Origin of the sequence: Pseudomonas sp. SG20052, assembly GCF_031766055.1 — a bacterium.
Taxonomy (GTDB): domain Bacteria; phylum Pseudomonadota; class Gammaproteobacteria; order Pseudomonadales; family Pseudomonadaceae; genus Aquipseudomonas; species Aquipseudomonas mandelii.
The window spans coordinates 6,236,266-6,258,980 of record NZ_CP134498.1; the positions used below are offsets into that span (position 1 = coordinate 6,236,266).

Below are 22,715 nucleotides of genomic sequence, written 5' to 3' on the forward strand. Positions count from 1 at the left end.
CCTCCATCCGTAGTGGGATCACAGGGTTTTCATGAACTCGATGAGCGCCCGTTTATCGATGTCCGACAGTTGCGTGCCGTACAGGTGGCCGCTGTTGTGGTTGCCCTCCAGGCGCGTGTCGTATTTGAAGTCCGCCGAGGCCTTGGCCTGCGCCCCGCTCGTGACGAAGCCGACCTTTTCCTGGTCGTACACATCGGAGCCGGTGTAGAACACCGACGGCCGCTGTTCCGGCGTCTGCAGCAAATCCCACAGCGTGGGCACCGAACCGTTATGCAGGTAGGGCGCCCGCAGCCAGACACCATCGGTCGGCGTGTTGCTGTAGCTCTGGGTCTTGCGATAGGCGTTGAAGTCGAATGGCGGTTTCTTGAAGGTGTGGAAGGCCTCCACCAACCCCGTAGTGAACGAGTTCAGGCGATGGGGATCGGTGCCCAGTTCGTCGATGTGGGTGGTGACCTGGCCGGTGTCGGTGCGACCGAAGTCGTGACAACCGGCGCAGTTCTGATCCCAGAGCGGTTTGCCCTGGGCGACCTTGGCCTGGTCCAGCGCGAACGGCCAGGCGGGTGGCTTGGTGCCCAGCAGCCAGTTGGTCACGCGGTTGAAGCTTTCCGGCAGCACCGATTCCGGCGTCGCGCCCACGGCCATTGCCGCTGCGTAGTTGCGCTCGTGGATGTCGTTGTTGTTGCCGTCCCAGTGCAGGTACAGCGACTCCCGGGGTTTCTGGTTCCACACTTGCGGCAGGTCGACGGTGCCGATGGTCGAGTCATCCGGGAAGCCGAACACCACCATTTTCGTCGGGTTAAAGGTGTCGGTGCGCCCCGGTCCCTGTTGCGGGCGCAGCTTCTGCCAGGCGTAGGCCTGTTTCTGTTTGAGCAACGCGCTCTTGGCCATCGGAATGATCAGGTAGCGGTTGTACAAGCGCTCGAAAAACCCGAGTTGGAACTTGCCGTTGATCGCAGTCATCACCGCGTCGGTGGTGAATGTCGGATCGCTGGCGCAATCGTAGGCGAACCACTGAAAGGCTTGCAGTTGAAGGGTGTTGGCCGGGGCGGTGGCCACCGGGATGGCGACATCGCTGGCATTCGCCCGGTAGGAACCGGTGTGACACAGGGCGCAGTTCGGCTCCACGGTCGGGTAGCCAATTTGCCGCTTGGCCATGCCGATGGGCAGGTCCTTGCCGTTCTCAAAGAGGAAACCGAAGACTTCATAGCCGCCGGGTCTGGGCAGTTTCTCGGGGCACATCTGCGGCAGCACGGCGAACAGGTAATACGGGATGCGTGCTTCGATGCCGAGGCCGATGGCGGCGTACTTGTAGTGGTCTTCGTCGGAGGCGTACTTCTCGGCGGGCACCACCCGCAGCATCTGGTACCAAGTCTCGTAACCGATAAATCCCAGCACCAGGACCACGATCAGCGTGCCGACCTTGAAACTGTGCCGCTGCCAGCGCAGCGCCCAGCCGGCACGCCATTCCCGCCAGCCGTCACAGAGCAACGCCAACGGACGATTGGCCGGCGTGCTGCCCAGGTACAGCAGGATGCCGAGGATCAGGAACATGCTCAGATCGCCCATCAGCATCGGCACGAACACTGATGCCTGGCTGCTGGTGTTGATCAGGTAGATCCAGAACGCCACGGCGATCAGTCGCGACAACACACATAACCAGGAATGCACCACAAATCGCAGTGCGTTGAAGCCCGACGGCATGTAGAACACGCTGATACCCACCAGCAGCATGCCGGCGTTTTCAAGCCATGGATCGGAGAGTTGCGGTGGCATGCCGAGCATCGAGGTCAGCAGCGCCGGAGCGAAAAGCGCCGGGATCGCGAAGACCATGTTCATCACGATGCCTAGCCAGATGAAGCGTTGGAACCAGCGGATGTAACTGTCCATATCATCCATTTCCTTCTAATCCTGAACACCGTCCACTGTGGGAGCGAGCCTGCTCGCGAAAGCGGTGTATCAGGCAACGTCAATGTTGACTGTGCCGCCGCTTTCGCGAGCAGGCTCGCTCCCACAGGTTGTGCGAAAAATCTCCAGCCACTGGCGGTATTAGCCGAGGGCGGTTTTCTCCAGGTGTTGCAGGATGATCGGGTACACATCGACCACCGCGTCCTTGCCGAACATGCAATCGATATGGCCGTACCCCGGCACCACATGCCGGCTGTAACGCTCCGGCCCATGGACCTTGCACACGCGGTCATAAGTCTTGAGCGTGCTTTCCGGCAGGTAGCACTGGTTGTCCGCGCCGCTGATAAAGCAGATCGGCATGCTCAGCCGGTCAAAGTGCGGCATGTAGACGTCGTCACCCTTGAAGTCCACCAGATGGCCTTTGCGCACGATCAGCGCCAGGTGCTCGAAGGTGTGCATGTTCGACTCGCCAAACAATTCGTGCAGGTTGTCGTGCAGGGTTTCGTTGAGGGTGTCGTGGCGATACAACGACGCGTACATGAAGGTGATGCGATGGCACACCGGGTTGGTGCAGTAGCCTTGGGCCTCGATCCGGGCGTAGCCGTTGAGCGCCTTGTCGTAGAGCTTGTTGAACCAGTTCTCCTTGTTGTCGGCATACGCCGTGAGGGATTTGATGCCGATGGCGTCGAGCATGCCCGGCAGGTGCAAACCGGCCTTGAGCCCGGTTGCCGTGGCGACCACCGTATCCGCCGCGATCTGCGAGCAGACCACCGAGCGCACGCCCTGCAGACCGGCCAGCAACGACATGAAGAAGGTCGTCGCGCCGTAGCAATGCACCACGCACTGCACGTCCGCCGCCTCGGTTGCCTGGCGGATCTGCGCGATGGCCGCCTTGAAGTCGTACTGGGCGATCTGGTCGCCGTTCCATTCCTTCTTGCTCGCCGGCAGCAGGATGCTCACCCGCAAATCCAGGAGCCAGACGTCGTACTCGTGCTTGCACAAAAACTCCAGCAGGTTGGTCTGGATGGTGTCGGTGGAGAAAATATTCGAGCCCACGCCCAACCCATGAACCAGCATCACCGGCCCTTTGCTGCCGCCCTGATAACGGGTCACGCGCAATTCGACGTTGTCTTCGGTCTGGAAGAAATGCACCACCGGCGACGGCGCATCCAGGGGTCGTTTGAGCCGTGGCGGTGCGTCGGGATTGAAGTAGATGTCGCCGGCGAACACGCCGCCATAGCTCTCCCAGAGAATCCCGGCGAAGAACTTGCCGAACCGCGCCAGGCCTTCGATGCGTTCGCGTTCGTTGCGGGCGTTGAGCACCTTCATGGTGGTCATTTGCTTGGCAAAGTCGGTCGGATGGATGTGCATCACCCCGCTGCCGATCACCTCGCCGGTCTTGTCCGGCCCGCGATACAGCGTCACGTAGAGGGTGCTGGTGTCGTGCCAGATGTTCAGCACGCCGTTGTCCTCGGGCACGGTCTTGAAGGCGCTGAAGTAAAAGTCGCTGCCGTCCTCGGCGGTCAGTTTCATGTCGTACTTCATGTGGCGTACGCCGACCTGCTGCTGATACTGCTCGAACAGGTTGAACACGCCGTTGCTGGCGGTCAGCGGCTGCGGCGACAGGCTCGGGGCGTTGACCGTACCGACCAGCGTCGCGGCGTGCTCCGGCTCCTTGATCATGCGATTGAGGTCGTTGGCGGTGATGGTCAGGGTGAAATCGATGGGCGAGTTATCTGCCTCGCCGCGTTTGGCCGCCGCTTCGTAGACCTTCAGGTCAGTACTTTGGGCTGCGGTGAAGGCCCGGGAAAAGTAGCCTTTCATGGTTTCGGTGAATTGCACGCCGAGCGTTGGCGGCGCCACTTGTTTGCGTGGGGCCGAAGGCAGCGTGTAGTCGATCTGCCAGCCGCGATCGGCGGCCAGCAGGCCCATGTTGCGTTCGCTCACCGCGGAAATCGTCAGCAACGGATTGACCGCCAGGGACGTCGGAATTACCGCGCCGTCGGTCACGTACAAACCGGCATACACGTCAGTCCCGCTGGCGCCGCTGAACACCTGGCCCTTGTGGTTGACCACGCCCTGCCCCGCGTCCTCGCCCATGACGCAACCGCCCAGGGGGTGTACCGAGACGATGCTGTGCTTGAGCAATTTGGTCCAGATCGGGTTCTCGACCCAGATGCCGCCCAGCGCCTTGGTGCTCAAGTGCAGCCGTTCATTGCCGATCTTGACGTTTTCCTGCTCGCCAACGCCCGGCCAGTCGATGCGCAGCTGATCCTTGCTGTCCAGCACCATCCGGCCCTTGCCGTCGTCGTGGCTCATGATCAGGTACGTCTGCATGTTGTGCAGCGCGCCGTAATACGGGCCACGGAGGAAGCTTTCGGCTTCGCGTTCCTTGTACTTCAACTTGCCGGTAAAACTGTCGTCGGTGGGCTGACCGATCAGCTCGGCGAACCCGGCCATGCTCGGCACCATCGGCCGACCGAGGGCACCGGGGATCGATCCTTCTTCGATGACCATGCGGCTACGCCAGTCGCCTTCGGTGCGCATGTCGATGACCGAGGTGATGCACGGGCCGACCGGCTGCAATTCCTTCGCCGGATGCGCGCCGAAACCGATGCCATTGATCGGTTGTGCGCAATTGTGACCGAAGCCGAGGATGTCGCCGTTGCCGCTCATGTTCTCGCCGAGCTGGCCGGACATCGACAGGCCTTTATCCCGGGAGCGCAGGAGGATTTCGGTGGAGCCAAGGGTGCCGGCAGACACCACGACGATGTCGGCTTTGACGAACAGCGTCGGCGCCGAGAACTTCTCGCGGCCACTGTCCAGGTACTGGAAGTGCACGATCCAGCCATCGCCGTCGCGTTCCAGATGCCGCACTTGCGCCTGGCAGAAAATCTCCGCGCCATGGTTCCAGGCGTCCGGCAGATAATTCATCAGCGTGGTGTTCTTGGCCTTGTTGTTACAGCCCGAGACGCAGTCGCCGCAATGGTTGCAAGGCAGTTGCTCAACGCCGACATGGTTGAGGTTGTTCGGCAGTTTGTCGAAGGTCACGTTGATCGGCGGCCGGTAAAAATGCGCGCCTTGCTTGAGGTAGTCCGCCGACTTCTTGTTGGCTTCGAGTTTCGGCAACACCGGTGAAGTGCTGGGATACGGATTGGGCTTGAGCATTTCCCGCGCCCGGGCGTAACCGTCCTTGAGCAAGGTGTCGCGATGTTCGCGCACCGCCAATGGCCAGCGCGGATCGTCGAAGACACCGGGCTCCGGTTCGAGGGCGACGTTGGCGTTGATCAGCGACGTACCGCCCAGGCCGCAACCGACCACCACGTTCTGCTGGGCGTTGACGTGCAGATCGAACAACCCGGTGCGCGAACCGATGTGGCCGTCCGGGTCGTGCACCTGCAATTCCTCGGTGGCTGCCAGCATCGTGTTCGGGTATTCGCCGGGTTGTATCTCCCGGCCCCGTTCCAGCAGGCAGACCCGCTTGCCGGCGCGGGACAGGCGCGACGCCGCGATCCCGCCGCCGTAACCCGAGCCGATGACGATTACGTCGTAATGTTCCTTGATGTCGCTGATGGGCGTTGCGATCCGTGTCATGGGACTTTCCTCTATCAGGCAGATAGGGCAACTCTGCGGTTGCCTGCAATCGATGGGCGAACGAGTACCTGGCCACTGAGTGAACTCAACGGCAGCACGCGGGTGTCACTACGAAAGGTCGGGCGCTATAGGCGAGCGCGCTGATTGGCGGCGTGGCGGTGAATGCGTTTGCGCAACAAGACCGCCGGGAGGGGCACGCACGTTGCGAAGAAAATGGGGGCGGGCTGGCTATCCATCACGCGTTCTCCCTGAACCAGATGTGGATAAATGACGGCGGTCCTTGTGACCTGTGAGTGAAGACAGGCGACCGATCGAAGTCAAGCCAGCGGCTTAGAACTGTATGAAATCTGATCTATTCCATTCAAGCCTATACGGGACGTGGCTTTCAGGGTTTGGCGAACAAGTTATCCACACCTCCACCCACAGCTAATGGGGACAAGTGTGGATAGGCGGGAAACTTTCTCCACAGAAACCGAAGAAAAACCGTGACTTATCCAGAAGCCCGGTTTTCCACAGCGATTGGTTGTTTTTTGATCTAAAGCTTGCAGGGCACGTTATACGTGGCTTGCGGCGGATGGCGAACACCTTATCCACAGAAGCGCCAACAGACTTTGGGGGCAACTTCCGCCGATCTGTGGAAAACCTCTGAAAACCGCAATATATCGGGCTTTGCGGGTGATTAGTCGCGCAAAACCGCTGATTTGATCGTTTTTTAACCATCTACCTGACAAGCCCGTTTTATAAGGCCTATAGCGGACAGCGAACATCTTATCCACAGATGCGCTAACAGAGATTGGGGGCAAGTATTGGCTAGCGGACAAACTTATCCTCTGGAAAAAGCCTGTAAAAACCGCTAGTTAGCCTGGTTGTTTTTTGTACGAAGGTTTGCAGGGCTTGTTTTGTATGGTGTGTAGCGAAGGGCGAACATGTTATCCACAGAAGCGCTAACAGGGATTGTGGGTAACCATGGGTTTCCTATGGGATGGAAACGCCAACCTGAATCTGGCGCAACATCGGGTTAATGTTCATGGCCGGTACATCAGGTAGGCCTCCCCCGTGACCCGAATCATTGGATGGGGCGTGATCTGGCAGGTGTCGACGATGCGGAAGCCATGACGCTCATAGAACCGACGCGCGCCAGTGTTGGCGGCGTAGTCGATCAGGCTCAAGCCGTTGAGCCCGAGCCGGTTGGCACGGTCGTAGGCGTAGGCAAGGAATTGCTTGCCCAGGCCCAGGTTGCGCCAGCCTTCATGCAACGCCAGGCTGGAGATGTAGAGGGTGTCGGGGATTTCCATCTTCGCGTAGGGCGCCAGGACCGGATCGGTCGTCGGCTCTGCCAGCGGATCGTGACGCATCACGTAACTGTGCAGCATGCCGATGACCTGGCCCTCCGACTCTGCGATAAGGCAGTTCTGCCAGGAGAAATCCACGTCGTCGCGGGCGTAACGAATGGCGCCGACGTCCAGCAGATCCTGACCGGGCCGGGCGAGTTGGCTCCAAATGTAATCGGCAGCCCCCTCCGATGTGATTTGAAACAGACGCGCAATCTCACGCGCATCGGCGCGCACTGCCGAACGAAATTCTACTGCCATTGTTTCCCCATACATGTCGGTGACACGGACACCCTGTGGGAGTGAGCCTGCTCGCGAAAGCGGTTGATCAGTCGCAAGGATGTTGAAAGACCCACCGCTTTCGCGAGCAGGCTCGCTCCCACATGGGTTCTGTGCTGATTTTCGGTTAGCGGACGACGCCTTCTTCGATCAGCAACTTGAGAATCGCCTCAGCCCCGGCCTGCGCGGTCACGCCTTTGAGCACTTGCCCACCGCCGCCACTGGCCTTGGCCGTCGCAGCTTTCATCCGGTCCGCGCCGCTCTTGGCCTTGATCACCTTCAAACGTTTTGGGCGTGGCTTGGCCGGTTGCAGCGTGGCGACGGCCAACAATTCATCGTCGATCACTTCGACTTCATCGGCCTGCAGCACACCGCGCCGCGCCGGGCCGTAGGCGCTCTGCCGAGGTTTCGGTGCAGCGTTATCCACAGTTGCGAGAAACGGCAGCCGCACTTTCAACCGACGGCGTTGACCGCGAGGCAAGGCTTGCAGCACCAGCGCTGAATTACCGTCGATGGATTCCACTTGAGCCAGCCCCACCACCAGCGGCCAGCCGAGGCTTTCCGCCAGCAGGAACGGGAGCATGCCCGAGCCTTCGCCGGTTTCCGCCTGACTGCCGGTCAGCACCACTTGCGCCCCGGCGTCGCGCAGGTAAGCGGTCAATGCCGGCAGTGCATCGGCGCCTTGCGGTTGTTCGAGCACATGCAGTTGTTCCAGGCCCATGCCCAGATAAGCGCGCAACGCCGGCTCTGCGACATCGCCGGCATGCAGCACGTGCAAGTTATCCCCAGCCAGTTGCAGACCCAGTTCCACCGCCCGCGCATCCTGCTCCGCGCGACGTGGCCGGCCGGAGGTCGGGTGGGCGCCGATGGACACCAGGCTGATGATTTTCGTGCTCATAACCCTTTCCTTTCCTTAAGCCGCATCGCGCTTGGCTTCGTTGCGGTAAGCCTCTACCGCCGCGATCAAGGCTTGAAGAATCTCGGCGCTCTCACCGATCACCGACAGGTCGGCTCGTTTGATCATGTCGCAGCCAGGGTCGAGGTTGATTGCCACCACCTTGTCGCAGGCACCAATGCCTTGCAGGTGCTGGATCGCCCCGGAAATCCCCACCGCCACGTAAACCCGCGCGGTGACCCAGGTACCGGACGCGCCGACTTGGCGATCGCGCGCCATGAAGCCATCGTCCACCGCCACCCGCGACGCGCCTTCGGTGGCGCCAAGGGCTTCAGCGGTCCTGTGGAAAAGTCCCCAGTCCTTGACTCCGTTGCCGCCGGAGAAGATGAATTCGGCTTCGGCCATCGGAATCGCCGCCGGATCCACCGCCACCGCGCCCAAATCTTCAATGCGCGACAAGCTGCGTGCGACGGCTGTGGATAACTCCACGGGCAACGCTTCGTGACGGGTTTCGCTGACCGGTTCTGCGCACTCGACAGCGGCCAGAATCAAGCGTGCGACCGGACGCGCAAGGTCCTGTAAACCGGCACCGGCGCGGCCGATGCATTCCTGATCCTTGACCTGCCAGACCCGCGTGGCCGGGCGTTCGCCCAGTGCGGCGGCAAAGCGCCGACCGAGTTCACCGCCACCGCTGCGGCTGTCCGGCAGCAGCCAGTGACGCGGACTGAACTGGTTATCCACAGCCCGCAGGCCCTGGACGCGTTGCTCCGGTGCATAACCGCTGAATTCATCGCCGTCCAATACCAGCAAGCGATCGACGCCTGCGGTAGTGAAAGCGTTTTCTTTGTGTTCGCCGAAAACCACGGCCAACACCGCGCCTTCCTTGCCGGCCAGTTGATGAGCCAGACCGAGCAAGTCGCGGTCGTGGCTGCTCAAGCGGCCGCCGACCATGTCCGGCACCACGCTGATGTAAAACGCAGGTGCAGGCACTTGATGCAGTGGCAATTGCACTTCCACAGCCGCCGAGCGTTTGGTCGCGCCGCCCTGCTGAGCGCCGCTGCGGTCAATGCGCTTGATGCCGTTGGGACCGATAAAACCGATGCCGTGCAGGTTCTTGCGGATGACGCCGTTAGGGCCCATCCAGCTGTGTTGCGCCGGTTGCATGGCCGCGTGCAGCGGGTGCAGGCGGTTACGGGCAATCCATTCGGCGCGGGGGTCGCGGCGGATAATGTCGCTCATCAGTGGGCCTCCGCAGGTTCACGTTGGGCCGGTTTGGTCGGCTTGCTCGGCGCCGCGTCTTCGAGCAACGCGTCCGCCACCAATTCGGCGATGTCCTTGATCAGCGGACGCGGTTCGACCACGCCTTCGAGCATCGCGGTGCATTGCGGGCAACCCACGGCCACCAGTTCGGCGCCGGTTTCGCGGATGTCGTCCATGCGCATGTCAGGGATCCGTTGCTTGCCCGGAATGTCGGTGATCGGCGCCCCGCCACCGCCGCCGCAGCAGCGCGAGCGGAAACCGGAGCGTTGCATCTCTTTGACTTCAATGCCGAGGGCGCGCAGCACTTCACGCGGCGCCTCGTATTCGCCGTTGTAGCGGCCGAGGTAGCACGGGTCGTGATACGTCACGCTGCTGCCTTTGTGCTGGCCAAGGTTCAAGGCGCCAGCGCCGATGATTTCGGCCATGTAGGTGCTGTGGTGCTGCACCAGGTAGTTGCCGTCGAAGGCGCCGTATTCGTTTTTCAGCACGTGGAAGCTGTGTGGGTCGCAGGTGACGATGCGGTTGAAGCTGTACTTGGCCAGGGTCTGGATGTTGCGTTTGGCCAACAACTGGAACGTCGCTTCGTCGCCCAGGCGTCGGGCCACGTCACCGCTGTCGCGCTCTTCGAGCCCCAGCACCGCGAAGTCGACCTTGGCTGCTTTCAACACTTTGACGAAAGCGCGCAGGGTGCGCTGGTTGCGCATGTCGAAGGCGCCGTCGCCAACCCAGAACAGCACGTCGACGGATTTCTTCTCGCTCATCAGGTTGAGGTTCAAATCCGCCGCCCAGTTCATCCGCCCGCCCGGCGCGAAACCGCCCGGGTTATCGGTGGCGATCAGGTTTTCCAGGACTTCGGCGCCCTTGTTCGGAGTGGCGCCTTTTTCCAGGGTCAGATGGCGGCGCATGTCGACGATGGCGTCGACGTGCTCGATCATCATCGGACATTCCTCGACACAAGCCCGGCACGTGGTGCAGGACCACAGGGTCTCGGCGTCCACCAAACCGTTGACGATCGGTTGATGCGGGTTGCCGGCGTGCTCGCCGATGGCCTTGCCCGGATACGGGCTGCCAGCGAACTTGGCGTCGGTGCCACCGGCCAGGCCGACGACCATGTCCTGTATCAGTTTTTTCGGGTTCAGCGGCTGGCCGGCGGCGAATGCGGGGCACGCGGCTTCGCATTTACCGCACTGCACGCAGGCGTCGAAGCCGAGCAGTTGGTTCCAGGTGAAATCCTTGGGTTTTTCCACGCCCAACGGTGCGCTCGGGTCGTTCAGGTCCAGCGGTTTCAAACCGGTGGAACGGCCGCCGCCAAAGCGTTCGGCGCGACGGTGCCAAGCCAGGTGCAGGGCCCCGGCAAAGGCATGCTTCATCGGCCCGCCCCAGGTCATGCCGAAGAACAGTTCACTCACACCCCACAAAACACCGAGGCCGAGGATCGCTGCCACCACCCAACCGCCGAAGTTTTCCGGGAGGATGCCGGCCACCGGCAGGGTCAACAGGAAGAAGCTCGCCGAGAACGCCAACAGGCTTTTCGGCAGGCGCATCCATGGCCCTTTGGACAGGCGCGCCGGTGGGTTGCGACGACGCAGGTAGACAAAGATCGCACCGACGAACATCACCACCGTCATCAACAGCAGCGCGTAACCGAGGATGCGGTTATGCAGGCCGAAACCGTGCACCAGAATCGCCAGCACGATGGACGCCACCGCACCACCGGCGGTGGCCACGTGGGTGTTGGCGATGTATTTGTCCCGCGCCACGACGTGGTGCAAATCGACCATGTAGCGCTTGGGCATGGCGAACAGGCCGCCGATCAGGTCGACCTTGGAGGCACGGCCCCGGCGCCACATAGCCACCCGCCGCAACGCGCCGAGGACGGCAAGGCCCAGGGCAGCGAACAACAGGATTGGAAGAAGGGTGTTCAACATGGTGGAGCTCCCAAAGACCGCAGGGTCTTGCAGGCCAAACTACCTGGATGCCTTGCCCGATTCCTTGTAGGAGCGAGGCTTGCCCGCGAAGGCGATGGATCAGCCGACATCACTGTTGAATGTCAGGACGCCTTCGCGGGCAAGCCTCGCTCCTACAAGGGTTATCCACAAGCTCTTAGAAATCCTTGCACAACCGCAGCGCGTCGTAGATCGCGGCGTGTGTATTGCGCTGCGCCACGCAGTCGCCGATGCGGAACAGCAAGTAGCCGTCGCCCGCCTGGCTCAGCGAAGGTTGCGGCTTGATCGCGAACAGGGCTTCGATGTCCATCTGGCCTTTGTTGCGCGAGCCTTCCTTCATGGCGTAGTAGATTTCTTCGTCCGGACGCACGCCGTTTTCAACGACAACCTGGTCCACCACCCGCTCCTCTTTGGCGCCGGTGTATTCGTTTTCCAGCACCGCCACCAGCTTGTCGCCCTCGCGGTAGACCTTCTCCAGCATCATGTCGCCGGTCATGATCACTTCTTTGGGGTACATGCTGCGGTAGTACGTCGGGAATGACGTACCGCCAATCGCCACGCCCGGCTTGATGTCGTCAGTAACGATCTCGACCTGGCTGCCTTTGTCAGCGAGGAAGTCGGCGGTCGACATGCCGGTGAATTCGCAAATGGTGTCGTAGACCAGCACGTTCTTGCCCGGCGCGACCTTGCCGTCGAGGATGTCCCAGCTGCTGACCACCAGGCCTTCAGCCGCGCCCCAGTGTTCGTTTTGTTCCAGGAACGGATGACCGCCAACGGCGAGCACCACCACATCCGGACGCAGGTCGAGAATGGTGGCCGCATCGGCCGCCACACCCAGGCGCAGGTCGACTTTCAGACGCGCCAATTCCAGCTGGAACCAGCGAGTGATACCGGCAATCTGGTCCCGTTGCGGGGCTTTCGAAGCGGTAGTGATCTGCCCGCCAATGAATTCTTTCTTCTCGAACAGGGTCACGTCGTGGCCACGTTCGGCCGACACACGCGCCGCTTCCATCCCGGCAGGACCGGCACCGACCACCACAACCTTGCGCTTCACACCGGTCGATTTCTCGATGATGTGCGGCACGCCCATGTATTCACGGGAAGTCGCGGCGTTCTGGATGCACAACACGTCCAGGCCCTGATACTGACGGTCGATGCAGTAGTTGGCGCCGACGCATTGCTTGATCTGGTCAACCTGACCCATTTTGATCTTCGCGATCAGGTGCGGGTCGGCGATGTGGGCGCGGGTCATGCCGACCATGTCCACGTAGCCGCCTTCCAGAATACGGGTCGCCTGGTTCGGGTCCTTGATGTTCTGCGCGTGCAGGACCGGGGCCTTGACCACTTCCTTGATACCGGCCGCCAAATGCAGGAACGGCTCCGGTGGATAACTCATGTTGGGGATAACGTTGGCCAGGGTGTTGTGGGTGTCGCAACCCGAACCCACTACGCCGATGAAGTCGATCATGCCGGTGTCGTCGTAGTACTTGGCGATCTGCTTCATGTCCTCGTGGGACAAGCCGTCCGGGTGGAACTCATCACCGCACAGACGGATGCCGACGCAGAAATCCGGGCCGACTTCAGCCCGCACAGCCTTGATCACTTCCAGGCCGAAACGCATGCGGTTCTCGAAGCTGCCGCCCCATTCGTCGGTACGCTTGTTGACCCGCGGGCTCCAGAACTGGTCGATCATGTGCTGGTGCACGGCGGACAGCTCGACGCCATCCAGGCCACCGGCCTTGGCCCGTGCCGCAGCGCTGGCATAGTTGCCGATCACCCGCCAGATTTCTTCCGGCTCGATGGTTTTGCAAGTCGCACGGTGCACCGGCTCGCGGATGCCCGACGGCGACAGCAGAGTTGGCCAATGCTCGCCATCCCAGCGGGAACGACGGCCCATGTGGGTAATCTGGATCATGATCTTGGCGCCATGCTTGTGCATGGCATCGGCCAGGTTCTGGAAGTGCGGAATGATCCGGTCGTCGGCCAGGTTGACCGACTTCCACCAGCCTTGCGGGCTGTCGATGGCCACGCTGGAGGAACCGCCGCAAATCGCCAGGCCGATCCCGCCCTTGGCTTTCTCTTCGTAATACTTGACGTACCGGTCGGTGGTCATGCCGCCGTCGGTCGCGTAGACCTCGGCGTGCGCGGTACTGAGCACGCGGTTGCGGATGGTCAGTTTGCCGATCTGGATCGGCTGGAACATTGCTTCGAAAGCCATGGCGGGTTCCTCGACTTACAACGGCTTGACGGTGAACAAACCGTCGTCGTGGCCTTCTTCGGAGCCACCGTAAACCTGTTCGGCGACAGTGCGGATCTTGCTGCCACGGGCTTGCAGAATCTGGTCCATGGCCCCGGCAAACCAACCGGTGAACATGTAGTCGACCTTGCGCCCGACCTTGCCGTACACGTAGACGAACGCCGAGTGTTCGAGCTTGACGCTGGCGGTGCCCTTATCGAGGTCGATGTCCTGGATCTTGAACAGGCCCCAGCCGCGTTGCGACAGGCGCTTCATGTAGTGCTCGAACACCGCGACGCCTTCCAGGCCGTGGCACTCAGCTTCTTTTTCACACCAGTGCCAGGCGGATTTGTAGCCGGCCTTGTAGAGGATTTCGGCGTAGGCGTCGGCGCCCAGCACTTCCTCGATGCCCATGTGGTTGTTGACGAAGAAGTGACGCGGCACATACAGCATCGGCAGGGCGTCGGAAGTCCAGACACCGGTTTCGCTGTCGACTTCGATTGGCAATTGCGGGGCGATCTTGGCCATGGAAACTTAACTCCAGAAAATTTTGGGTGTTGCCCCCGGCGCGGACGGCCGGGGGAAAGAATTCTTCAGATGCGGCGGCTTATTCGCCCCAAACGTCTTTCAAGACGTTGACCCAGTTCTCGCCCATGATCTTGCGCACCACACGCTCGGAGTGGCCGCGCTTGAGCAGGGTTTCGGTCAGGTTCGGGAACTCGCCGACGGTGCGGATGCCCAACGGGTTGATGATCTTGCCGAAGCTGGTCAGGCGGCGGGCGTAGCCCTTGTCATGGGTCAGGTACTCGAAGAAGTCCTGGCCATGGCCCTGGGTGAAGTCGGTGCCGATACCGATGGCGTCTTCACCAACGATGTTCATGGTGTATTCGATGGCCTCGGCGTAGTCGTCGATGGTCGAATCGATGCCCTTGGCCAGGAACGGCGCGAACATGGTCACGCCGACAAAACCGCCGTGATCGGCGATGAACTTCAGTTCTTCATCGGACTTGTTGCGCGGATGGACTTTCAGGCCCGACGGCAGGCAGTGGGAGTAGCACACCGGTTTCTTCGATTCGAGAATGACTTCTTCAGACGTCTTGGAGCCGACGTGGGACAGGTCGCACATGACCCCGACGCGGTTCATCTCGGCAACGATTTCACGACCGAAACCCGACAGGCCGCCATCGCGCTCGTAGCAGCCAGTCCCCACCAGGTTCTGGGTGTTGTAGCACATCTGCACGATACCGACGCCGAGCTGCTTGAAGACCTCGACGTAGCCGATCTGGTCTTCAAACGCGTGAGCATTCTGGAAGCCAAAGAGGATGCCGGTCTTGCCCTGCTCCTTCGCTTTACGGATGTCGGCGGTAGTGCGAACCGGAATCACCAGGTCGCTGTTCTCGCGGATCAGCTTCTGGCTGGCGGCGATGTTGTTGACGGTGGCCTGGAAGCCCTCCCACACCGACACGGTGCAGTTAGCCGCGGTCAGACCGCCCTTGCGCATGTCTTCGAACAGCTCACGGTTCCACTTGGCAATAATCAGCCCGTCGATAACGATGCTGTCGGCGTGCAATTCGGCTGGGCTCATCAGGCTGTCCCCTATTAGCGATTCATGCGCCGAATCGTGTGCCGGCGCTTTGGGGCCAGCATATGCCTGAGGACCGGGGCAGCCGGGTGCAAAAACGACAGGGGGTTTGCCGAAAGCGTCAATCCGCGACAAAGGGTCGTTGATCGACGCAATCGCCCACCTGTTCAAGGGCCGCTGCTTGGGCCAGAATCCGCTGCATTACTGAATAGGCACTGAAAAATAGGGGCTGCGTCGCAATGAGAACGATCTTCCTGGCTTTGGCACTGATAGCGACCGGCGTACACGCAGCTGAAGAGGCCGACGACAACCCCTGCGACAAGGTCGAAAACGACGTCCAGACCCTGGAATGCTCCGCCTACAGCAGAACCACGGCCGAAGACCTGCTCAAGGACAACTACCAAAGCCTGACCGAGCGCATGCAAACGGCCTACGGCAAGAACCCGGCGCAACTGAGCGACATCACCGCCAAGCTCAAGGCCGCGCAGCAGCAGTGGCTGAAAACCCGGGATGCGGATTGCGCGGTGGAAGCGTTTCCGGCGACCAGTGGCAGCAAGGCGTTCACCATTGCGCAGAACGATTGCGTGGCGCGGATGAGTGATGAGCGGTCGGAGTTTTTGGAGTCGATTGGGCAGGAGTGAAAACATAAATATGGAGAATGATTTGATCCCTCACGAAGTAGTCAGCCTTATCGTTGATGGCGCGTTACCGGTCAGGGCCTGGCGTGAGCACCTTAACCTTACACAGGATGAGGTGGCCAAACGCATGGGCATTTCTCAACCTGCTTTTGCCCAGCAAGAGACTGTAGCGAAGCCTCGCAAGGCCACCCGCGAGAAAATTGCCGCGGCGTTTGGCATCACGGCTAATCAACTTGAGCTGTAGGCTGCACACAACCATTTGTGAAAGGGATCGAAATGAAAATCTGCGGCATCGAAATCAAAGGCAGCGAAGCGATCATTGCCGTCGCGTCCCTGGACGGTCAGACGCTGAGTCACGTAGCCCTGCCCACCAAGAAAATCGCCCTCGACGATGACGACGAAGCCGCGAACGTCAAAGTCTTCGCCGCTCAGGTGGCGTCGTTTGTACGCGAGAACTCCATCGACCGGATCGCGATCAAGAAGCGCAGCAAGAAAGGCGAGTTCGCCGGTGGACCGACCACGTTCAAGATCGAGGGTGTGTTTCAGCTGCTGGAAAATTGCGAGGTGACGCTGCTGTCGCCGCAAACGATCAATGCGCAGAGCAAGAAGCACAACGTGGAACTGCCAGCGACGCTGAACAAGTATCAGCATGAAGCCTACAAAGCAGCCTGCTCGGCCTTAATGAAGAAATAAGATCCACAACAAATCATAACTGTGGGAGCGAGCCTGCTCGCGAAAGCGGTGGGTCAGTCGACATCAATGGCGGCTGACAGATTGCATTCGCGAGCAGCCTCGCTCCCACAGGTTTTTTTGGTGTTGTTGGAATCTGTGCTCAGACCAGCTCTCGCCCATCCCCAAGCCGTCGGCGATCCTCGCGCGGGCACCGCGCAAACTTCGCCCGATAGCTGCGGGTGAAATACGACGGCGATTCAAAACCGCACGCAATGCTCACCTCCAGCACACTCATGTCCGTCTGTCGCAGCAACTGCCGGGCCTTCTCCAGCCGCAAGCGCAGGTAGAAATTGCTCGGCGTGTCGTTCAGGTGCAACCGAAACAGGCGCTCCAACTGGCGCCGCGTCACCTTGATCGATTCGGCTAACTCAAGCGTACTCAGCGGTGGTTCGCTGTGCTGCTCCATCTCCCCAATCACATGCACCAACTTCTTGTTGCTGATGCCATAGCGCGTGGCGACTTCCATGCGCTGGTGGTCTTTGCGCGGGCGGATGCGCCCGAGCACGAATTGTTCGCTGACCTGGATCGCCAGGTCCGGGCCGTGGGCCTGGGCGATCAGGTCGAGCATCAGGTCGATGGAGGCTGTACCGCCGGCTGAGGTGATACGGCGGCGATCGATCTCGAACAGCTCCTGGGTGACGCTGAGCTGTGGATAAGACTCCTTGAACGCGTCGATGGCTTCCCAGTGCAGGGTCAGGCGATGGCCGTCGAGCAGGCCGGCTTCGGCGAGGACGAAGCTGCCGGTGTCGATGGCGCCGAGAGTCACGCCCTCGTTGTCCAAGCGGCGCAGCCAGTGCTCCAGCGCGGGCGTGGCGAATTTCAGCGGTTCGAAGCCGGCGACCACCAACAGGGTTGCACCTTTCTTTAGCGGCTCCAGCGCCGCGTCGGCGTTGACCGACATGCCATTGCTGGCCAATACCGCCCCGCCGTCAGCGCTCAGCACGTGCCAGCGATACAACTCGCCGCGAAAGCGATTGGCGACCCGCAGCGGCTCGATGGCCGAGATAAAACCGATGGCCGAGAAACCCGGCATCAACATGAAGTAGAAGTCCTGGGACATGGAGCGCACTCGACTGGCAGGTAACGAGAGGGCGGGTAGCGTGTGGACGTTGATACGCCACTTGCAACAGGCTTTCAAGAGCGCAGGTCGCTGCAGTGCAAGAGCTGGTCGCCGCAGTGCGCTTTCACGGGGCCTTAGCTGCGTAACTTGGCATCACCGGCGCACAAAGATGCCGGAACCCACAATAACGTCTGCCGAGGAACCCCGACATGAAACGACTGATCAGCAGCTGTGTTCTTGCACTCAGCGGTACCGCCTTCTTGAGCGCCAGCGTCATGGCGGCCGAACCTGCTTCATGCCAGAACGTGCGCATGGGCGTCGTGAACTGGACCGACGTGATCGCCACCAGTGCCATGACCCAGGTCCTGCTCGATGGCCTCGGCTACAACACCAAACAAACCAGCGCTTCCCAGCAAATCATCTTCGCCGGGATCCGCGACCAGCGCCTGGACCTGTTCCTGGGTTACTGGAACCCGTTGATGACCCAGACCATCACGCCGTTCGTCGACGCCAATCAGGTCAAGGTGCTTGAAGCGCCTAGCCTGAAAGACGCCCGCGCCACCCTCGCCGTTCCGACTTACCTCGCCGACAAGGGTCTGAAAACCTTCGCCGACATCGCCAAGTTCGAAAAAGAACTGGGCGGCAAGATCTACGGCATCGAGCCTGGCTCGGGCGCTAACACCCAGATCAAGGCAATGATCGCCAAGAACCAGTTTGGCCTCGGCAAATTCCAGCTCGTCGAGTCCAGCGAAGCCGGCATGCTCGCGGCGGTGGATCGCGCCGTGCGCCGCAAAGAAGCTGTGGTGTTCTTCGGCTGGGCGCCGCACCCGATGAACGTCAACGTGCAGATGACTTACCTCACCGGCAGCGAAGACGCTCTCGGCCCGAACGAAGGCATGGCCACGGTCTGGACCGTCACTTCGCCGAACTATGCGCAACAGTGCCCGAACATCGGCAAATTGCTGAGCAACCTGACCTACACCGCCGAAGACGAGAGCCGGATGATGCAGCCGCTGCTGGATCACAAAGACGCTTTCGAATCGGCCAAACAATGGCTGAAAGATCACCCGCAAGACAAGCAACGCTGGCTCGAAGGCGTCACCACCTTCGATGGCAAACCGGCCGCTGACAATTTGAAACTGACCAGCAAATAAACCCCGATTGAACCACCGGATCGCAGCCCTACGGGGCTGCGAACGGAATCATCACGCCTGCAAGGAACCCGCCTCATGAACCACGACGTCATCATCACCTGCGCACTCACCGGTGCTGGCGACACGACCAGCAAGAGCCCACACGTGCCGGTCACCCCGAAACAAATCGCCGCTGCCGCCGTGGAAGCCGCCAAGGCCGGTGCCACGGTCGTTCACTGCCACGTGCGCAACCCCGAAACCGGCAAATTCAGCCGTGACGTGGCCTTGTACCGCGAAGTGATGGAGCGCATCCGCGAGGCGGACGTCGACATCATCGTCAACCTCACCGCCGGCATGGGCGGCGACCTGGAAATCGGCGCGGGCGAGAACCCGATGGAGTTCGGTCCGAACACCGACCTGGTGGGTCCGTTGACCCGTCTGGCCCACGTTGAAGCACTGTTGCCGGAAATCTGCACCCTCGACTGCGGCACCCTGAACTTCGGCGACGGTGACACCATTTACGTGTCCACCCCGGCGCAACTGCGCGCAGGCGCCAAACGCATTCAAGAGCTGGGCGTGAAGGCCGAGCTGGAAATTTTCGACACCGGTCACCTGTGGTTCGCCAAGCAGTTGATCAAGGAAGGCCTGCTCGACGATCCGCTGTTCCAGCTGTGCCTGGGCATTCCGTGGGGCGCGCCGGCCGACACCACCACTATGAAAGCCATGGTCGACAACCTGCCCGCGAACGCGGTGTGGGCCGGCTTCGGCATCGGTCGCATGCAAATGCCGATGGCGGCGCAAGCGGTGCTGCTCGGCGGCAACGTGCGGGTTGGCCTGGAAGACAACATCTGGCTGGACAAGGGTGTGCTGGCGACCAACGGCCAACTGGTCGAACGCGCCTCGGAAATCCTCAGCCGCCTCGGTGCCCGCGTCCTGACTCCGGCGGAAGGCCGGGCAAAAATGGGCCTGACCAAGCGCGGCTAATCCTCCACGCACATAACCTGTAGGAGCGAGGCTTGCCCGCGAAGGCGGCATTCCTGCCGGAAGAGATCCGTCGGATGTACCGGCCTCTTAGCGGGCAAGCCTCGCTCCTACAGAGATCACCGAATTCTTTTAGGACGACGCCATGAGCTTTATCACCGAAATCAAAACCTTCGCAGCCCTGGGCAGCGGTGTCATCGGCAGCGGTTGGGTATCCCGCGCCCTCGCCCACGGCCTCGACGTTGTCGCCTGGGACCCGGCGCCTGGCGCCGAAGCCGCGTTGCGCAAGCGCGTCGCCAATGCCTGGGGTGCGCTGGAGAAACAAGGCTTGGCACCGGGTGCTTCACAGGATCGGCTGCGCTTTGTCGCAACCATTGAGGAATGCGTTCGCGACGCCGACTTCATTCAGGAAAGCGCCCCTGAGCGCCTCGATCTGAAACTGGAACTGCACAGTAAAATCAGCGCGGCGGCCAAGCCCAATGCCTTGATCGGTTCCAGTACTTCCGGTCTGTTGCCGAGCGAGTTCTACGAGAGTTCGACGCACCCGGAACGCTGCGTGGTCGGGCACCCCTTCAACCCGGTTTACCTGCTGCCGCTGGTGGAAGTGGTCGGCGGCAAAAACACCGCACCGGAAGCCGTTCAAGCGGCGATGAAAGTCTACGAATCCCTGGGCATGCGTCCGCTGCATGTGCGCAAGGAAGTGCCGGGGTTCATCGCCGACCGTTTGCTCGAAGCGCTGTGGCGGGAGGCGCTGCACCTGGTCAACGACGGTGTGGCGACCACCGGAGAAATCGATGATGCGATTCGCTTTGGCGCGGGTCTGCGCTGGTCATTCATGGGCACGTTCTTGACGTATACCCTGGCGGGTGGCGATGCCGGTATGAGGCACTTCATGGCGCAATTTGGGCCGGCGTTGCAGTTACCGTGGACGTATCTGCCGGCACCGGAGCTGACCAACAAGTTGATTGATGATGTGGTGGATGGCACCAGCGATCAGTTGGGCACGCACAGCATTTCCGCGCTGGAGCGCTATCGTGATGATTGCTTGCTGGCGGTGCTGGAAGCGGTGAAGACCACCAAAGAGAAGCATGGGATGGCGTTCGCTGACTAAACACCCCCCCTGTAGGAGCGAGGCTTGCCCGCGAAGGCAATTTCCCTGCCGCAAGAGATCCGTCGAATGTACCGGCCTCTTCGCGGGCAAGCCTCGCTCCTACAGGCCTCAACCATTTCGGATGTGACGACATGCCCGCACTCACCACCTACCAAACCAAAATCATCCCCGACTGGGTCGACTACAACGGCCACCTGCGCGATGCCTTCTACCTGCTGATTTTCAGCTACGCCACCGACGCCCTGATGGATCGCCTGGGCATGGACAGCAACAACCGCGAAGCCAGCGGCAATTCGCTGTTCACCCTCGAACTGCACCTCAATTACCTGCATGAAGTGAAGCTCGACGCTGACGTCGAAGTGCGTACCCAAATCATCGGCCACGACAGCAAACGCCTGCACCTCTATCACAGCCTGCATCTGGTCGGCGACGACAAGGAACTGGCGGGCAACGAACAAATACTGCTGCACGTGGACCTCGCCGGACCTCGCTCCGCACCGTTCAGCGAAGACACCTTGAGCAAGCTGCAAGCCATCGTCGCCGAGCAAACCGACCTGCCAACCCCCGCCTACATTGGCCGAGTGATCGCATTACCCCCTAAAAAATAACAAGGAGATCGCCATTGAACACCGCCGCTTTTGCCGACTTCCGTACCTACCCGTTGATCAGCGCGTTGTCCGCCGTGCAAACCCTGGCGGATCGAATTCAAGTGCAGTGGGCTGACGGCCGGGTCAGCCCCTTTCATCATCAATGGCTTCGAGATAACTGCCCGTGCCCGCAGTGCGTCTACACCGTGACCCGCGAGCAAGTGCTGGAAATCGTCGACGTCGCAGAGGACCTGGTGCCGACAGCGGCAAACGTCGACGCCGAAGGTTGCCTCAGCGTCGAATGGCAGGACGGCCACCTAAGCCGCTTCGACCCGGGCTGGCTGCGGGCTCACGCCTATGACGACGAGTCCCGTGCCGAACGCCGTGCCGGCAAACCAAAATCCAGGCTGTGGAAAAGCGACTTGCAGCTGCCGGCGTTCGAATACCAGGCGCTGATGAACGACAACGACGCCTTGCTGCAATGGCTGCTGGCGGTGCGCGATATCGGCCTGACTCAAGTGCGCGGCGTACCCACCGAACCCGGCTCACTTAAACTGATCGCCCAGCGGATTTCCTTCATCCGCGAGAGCAATTTCGGCGTGCTGTTCAACGTGCAATCCAAGGCCGATGCCGATAGCAACGCCTACACCGCCTTCAACCTGCCGCTGCACAGCGATTTGCCGACCCGAGAGTTGCAACCGGGGCTGCAATTTCTGCATTGCCTGGTGAATGACGCGGACGGTGGCGAGAGTATTTTTGTCGACGGCTTTGCCATTGCCCAAGCGTTGCGCGAGGAAGATCCCGAGTCGTTTAAAAGCCTCTGCGAAATCCCGGTGGAGTTCCGCAACAAAGATCGCCACAGCGACTACCGCCGTCTCGCGCCGATCATCGCGCTGGATGCCTTTGGGCAGGTGTCGGAAATCCGCATGGCGAACTTTCTACGCGGACCGTTTGATGCCTCGGTCGAGGACATGCCCAAGCTGTACCGCGCTTATCGGCGGTTTATTGCAATGACCCGCGAAGCGCGATTCCGGGTCATGACGCGGCTCAATCCCGGTGAGCTGTGGTGCTTCGACAACCGCCGCACCCTTCATGCCCGCAATGCGTTTGATCCCGCCAGTGGCGCCCGTCATTTTCAAGGGTGCTATGTTGATCGGGATGAATTGTTGTCGCGGATCCTTGTGTTGCAACGCTAGACCGCGTCATCGTTCTTCGCGGGCAAGCCTCGCTCCTACAGGGGATCGCATATCCCCGTGGGAGTGAGCCTGCTCGCGATGTCGTCAGCCCGGACACCCCATCCCGCCCTGATTCACAGGCAAAAAAAACCCCGATCAAGCCGTGACAGGATCGGAGCTGAGGAGGGTACTGTTGAGGAGCCTTCGCGCGAGGGTGACCAAACCTTCGTGTTGCCAGCTGAATCCAGTGTGCCCACTCTCCCCTTTCGC

General features: G+C 61.0%; 17 protein-coding genes and 1 pseudogene. 8 read left to right on the forward strand and 10 right to left on the reverse strand.

The window, feature by feature from the left end; genetic code table 11:
- Nucleotides 1-18: 18 nt before the first annotated feature.
- The 9 genes from RHP74_RS28710 to RHP74_RS28755 all read right to left on the reverse strand — a co-directional run bounded on the left by RHP74_RS28710 (nucleotide 19) and on the right by RHP74_RS28755 (nucleotide 15,031).
- Nucleotides 19-1,887: a hypothetical protein gene (locus tag RHP74_RS28710; RefSeq protein WP_311096792.1), complete on the reverse strand. Its 1,869-nt coding sequence runs from the start codon at nucleotides 1,885-1,887 to the stop codon at nucleotides 19-21.
- A 159-nt stretch (nucleotides 1,888-2,046) separates the two neighbouring features.
- Nucleotides 2,047-5,499, reverse strand: a complete 3,453-nt coding sequence (locus RHP74_RS28720) for a GMC family oxidoreductase N-terminal domain-containing protein (protein ID WP_311096793.1) — start codon at nucleotides 5,497-5,499, stop codon at nucleotides 2,047-2,049.
- A gap of 1,025 nt (nucleotides 5,500-6,524) precedes the next feature.
- Nucleotides 6,525-7,091, reverse strand: coding sequence for a GNAT family N-acetyltransferase (locus RHP74_RS28725; protein ID WP_311096794.1), 567 nt, complete (start codon nucleotides 7,089-7,091; stop codon nucleotides 6,525-6,527).
- Nucleotides 7,092-7,236: 145 nt separating this feature from the next.
- Complete coding sequence (locus RHP74_RS28730; RefSeq protein ID WP_010467008.1) at nucleotides 7,237-8,007, reverse strand: electron transfer flavoprotein subunit beta; 771 nt, start codon at nucleotides 8,005-8,007, stop codon at nucleotides 7,237-7,239.
- A gap of 15 nt (nucleotides 8,008-8,022) precedes the next feature.
- Entirely contained in the window at nucleotides 8,023-9,243 is a 1,221-nt protein-coding gene (locus tag RHP74_RS28735; RefSeq protein WP_010467007.1) for an electron transfer flavoprotein subunit alpha/FixB family protein, read from the reverse strand.
- Nucleotides 9,243-11,192 (reverse strand): dimethylglycine demethylation protein DgcB, encoded by a 1,950-nt coding sequence (gene dgcB / locus RHP74_RS28740; RefSeq protein WP_010467006.1) that lies wholly within the window; start codon nucleotides 11,190-11,192, stop codon nucleotides 9,243-9,245. Before dgcB ends, RHP74_RS28735 begins: the two co-directional genes overlap by 1 nt.
- Before the next feature lie 175 nt (nucleotides 11,193-11,367).
- Nucleotides 11,368-13,428: a dimethylglycine demethylation protein DgcA gene (gene dgcA, locus RHP74_RS28745; RefSeq protein WP_008151900.1), complete on the reverse strand. Its 2,061-nt coding sequence runs from the start codon at nucleotides 13,426-13,428 to the stop codon at nucleotides 11,368-11,370.
- 15 nt (nucleotides 13,429-13,443) lie between these two features.
- The gene (locus RHP74_RS28750) at nucleotides 13,444-13,974 is read right to left on the reverse strand and encodes a DUF5943 domain-containing protein (protein WP_008033249.1); all 531 of its coding nucleotides are present in this window, start codon (nucleotides 13,972-13,974) and stop codon (nucleotides 13,444-13,446) included.
- Nucleotides 13,975-14,053: 79 nt separating this feature from the next.
- Nucleotides 14,054-15,031 carry a dipeptidase gene (locus RHP74_RS28755; protein WP_007907542.1) on the reverse strand — a complete coding sequence of 326 codons (978 nt, stop codon included), beginning with the start codon at nucleotides 15,029-15,031 and terminating at the stop codon, nucleotides 14,054-14,056.
- A gap of 236 nt (nucleotides 15,032-15,267) precedes the next feature.
- On the opposite strand from RHP74_RS28755, the gene RHP74_RS28760 reads away from it, so the two are divergent.
- From RHP74_RS28760 to RHP74_RS28770, 3 genes and pseudogenes are all read left to right on the forward strand, one after another.
- A complete protein-coding gene (locus tag RHP74_RS28760) occupies nucleotides 15,268-15,669 on the forward strand; it encodes a lysozyme inhibitor LprI family protein (protein ID WP_169857139.1) in 402 nt (133 codons plus the stop codon).
- Between the two features lie 10 nt (nucleotides 15,670-15,679).
- Nucleotides 15,680-15,910, forward strand: a pseudogene (locus tag RHP74_RS28765) (helix-turn-helix domain-containing protein); the annotation flags it as partial.
- Between the two features lie 32 nt (nucleotides 15,911-15,942).
- Nucleotides 15,943-16,359: a DUF3010 family protein gene (locus RHP74_RS28770; protein WP_027926650.1), complete on the forward strand. Its 417-nt coding sequence runs from the start codon at nucleotides 15,943-15,945 to the stop codon at nucleotides 16,357-16,359.
- 139 nt (nucleotides 16,360-16,498) lie between these two features.
- On the opposite strand, the gene RHP74_RS28775 is transcribed toward RHP74_RS28770, so the two are convergent.
- A complete protein-coding gene (locus RHP74_RS28775) occupies nucleotides 16,499-17,458 on the reverse strand; it encodes a GlxA family transcriptional regulator (protein WP_311096795.1) in 960 nt (319 codons plus the stop codon).
- Nucleotides 17,459-17,667: 209 nt separating this feature from the next.
- Here RHP74_RS28775 and RHP74_RS28780 point away from each other — a divergent pair, with 209 nt between their 5' ends.
- From RHP74_RS28780 to RHP74_RS28800, 5 genes are all read left to right on the forward strand, one after another.
- On the forward strand, nucleotides 17,668-18,612 hold the full coding sequence (locus RHP74_RS28780) for a choline ABC transporter substrate-binding protein (RefSeq protein WP_010467000.1): 945 nt from the start codon (nucleotides 17,668-17,670) through the stop codon (nucleotides 18,610-18,612).
- 75 nt (nucleotides 18,613-18,687) lie between these two features.
- The gene (locus RHP74_RS28785; RefSeq protein WP_008151915.1) at nucleotides 18,688-19,575 is read left to right on the forward strand and encodes a 3-keto-5-aminohexanoate cleavage protein; all 888 of its coding nucleotides are present in this window, start codon (nucleotides 18,688-18,690) and stop codon (nucleotides 19,573-19,575) included.
- 142 nt (nucleotides 19,576-19,717) lie between these two features.
- Entirely contained in the window at nucleotides 19,718-20,683 is a 966-nt protein-coding gene (locus RHP74_RS28790) for an L-carnitine dehydrogenase (RefSeq protein WP_311096796.1), read from the forward strand.
- 131 nt (nucleotides 20,684-20,814) lie between these two features.
- Nucleotides 20,815-21,291: a thioesterase family protein gene (locus RHP74_RS28795; RefSeq protein ID WP_311096797.1), complete on the forward strand. Its 477-nt coding sequence runs from the start codon at nucleotides 20,815-20,817 to the stop codon at nucleotides 21,289-21,291.
- Between the two features lie 14 nt (nucleotides 21,292-21,305).
- Complete coding sequence (locus tag RHP74_RS28800) at nucleotides 21,306-22,466, forward strand: gamma-butyrobetaine dioxygenase (protein WP_311096798.1); 1,161 nt, start codon at nucleotides 21,306-21,308, stop codon at nucleotides 22,464-22,466.
- The last annotated feature ends 249 nt before the right edge of the window (nucleotides 22,467-22,715 follow it).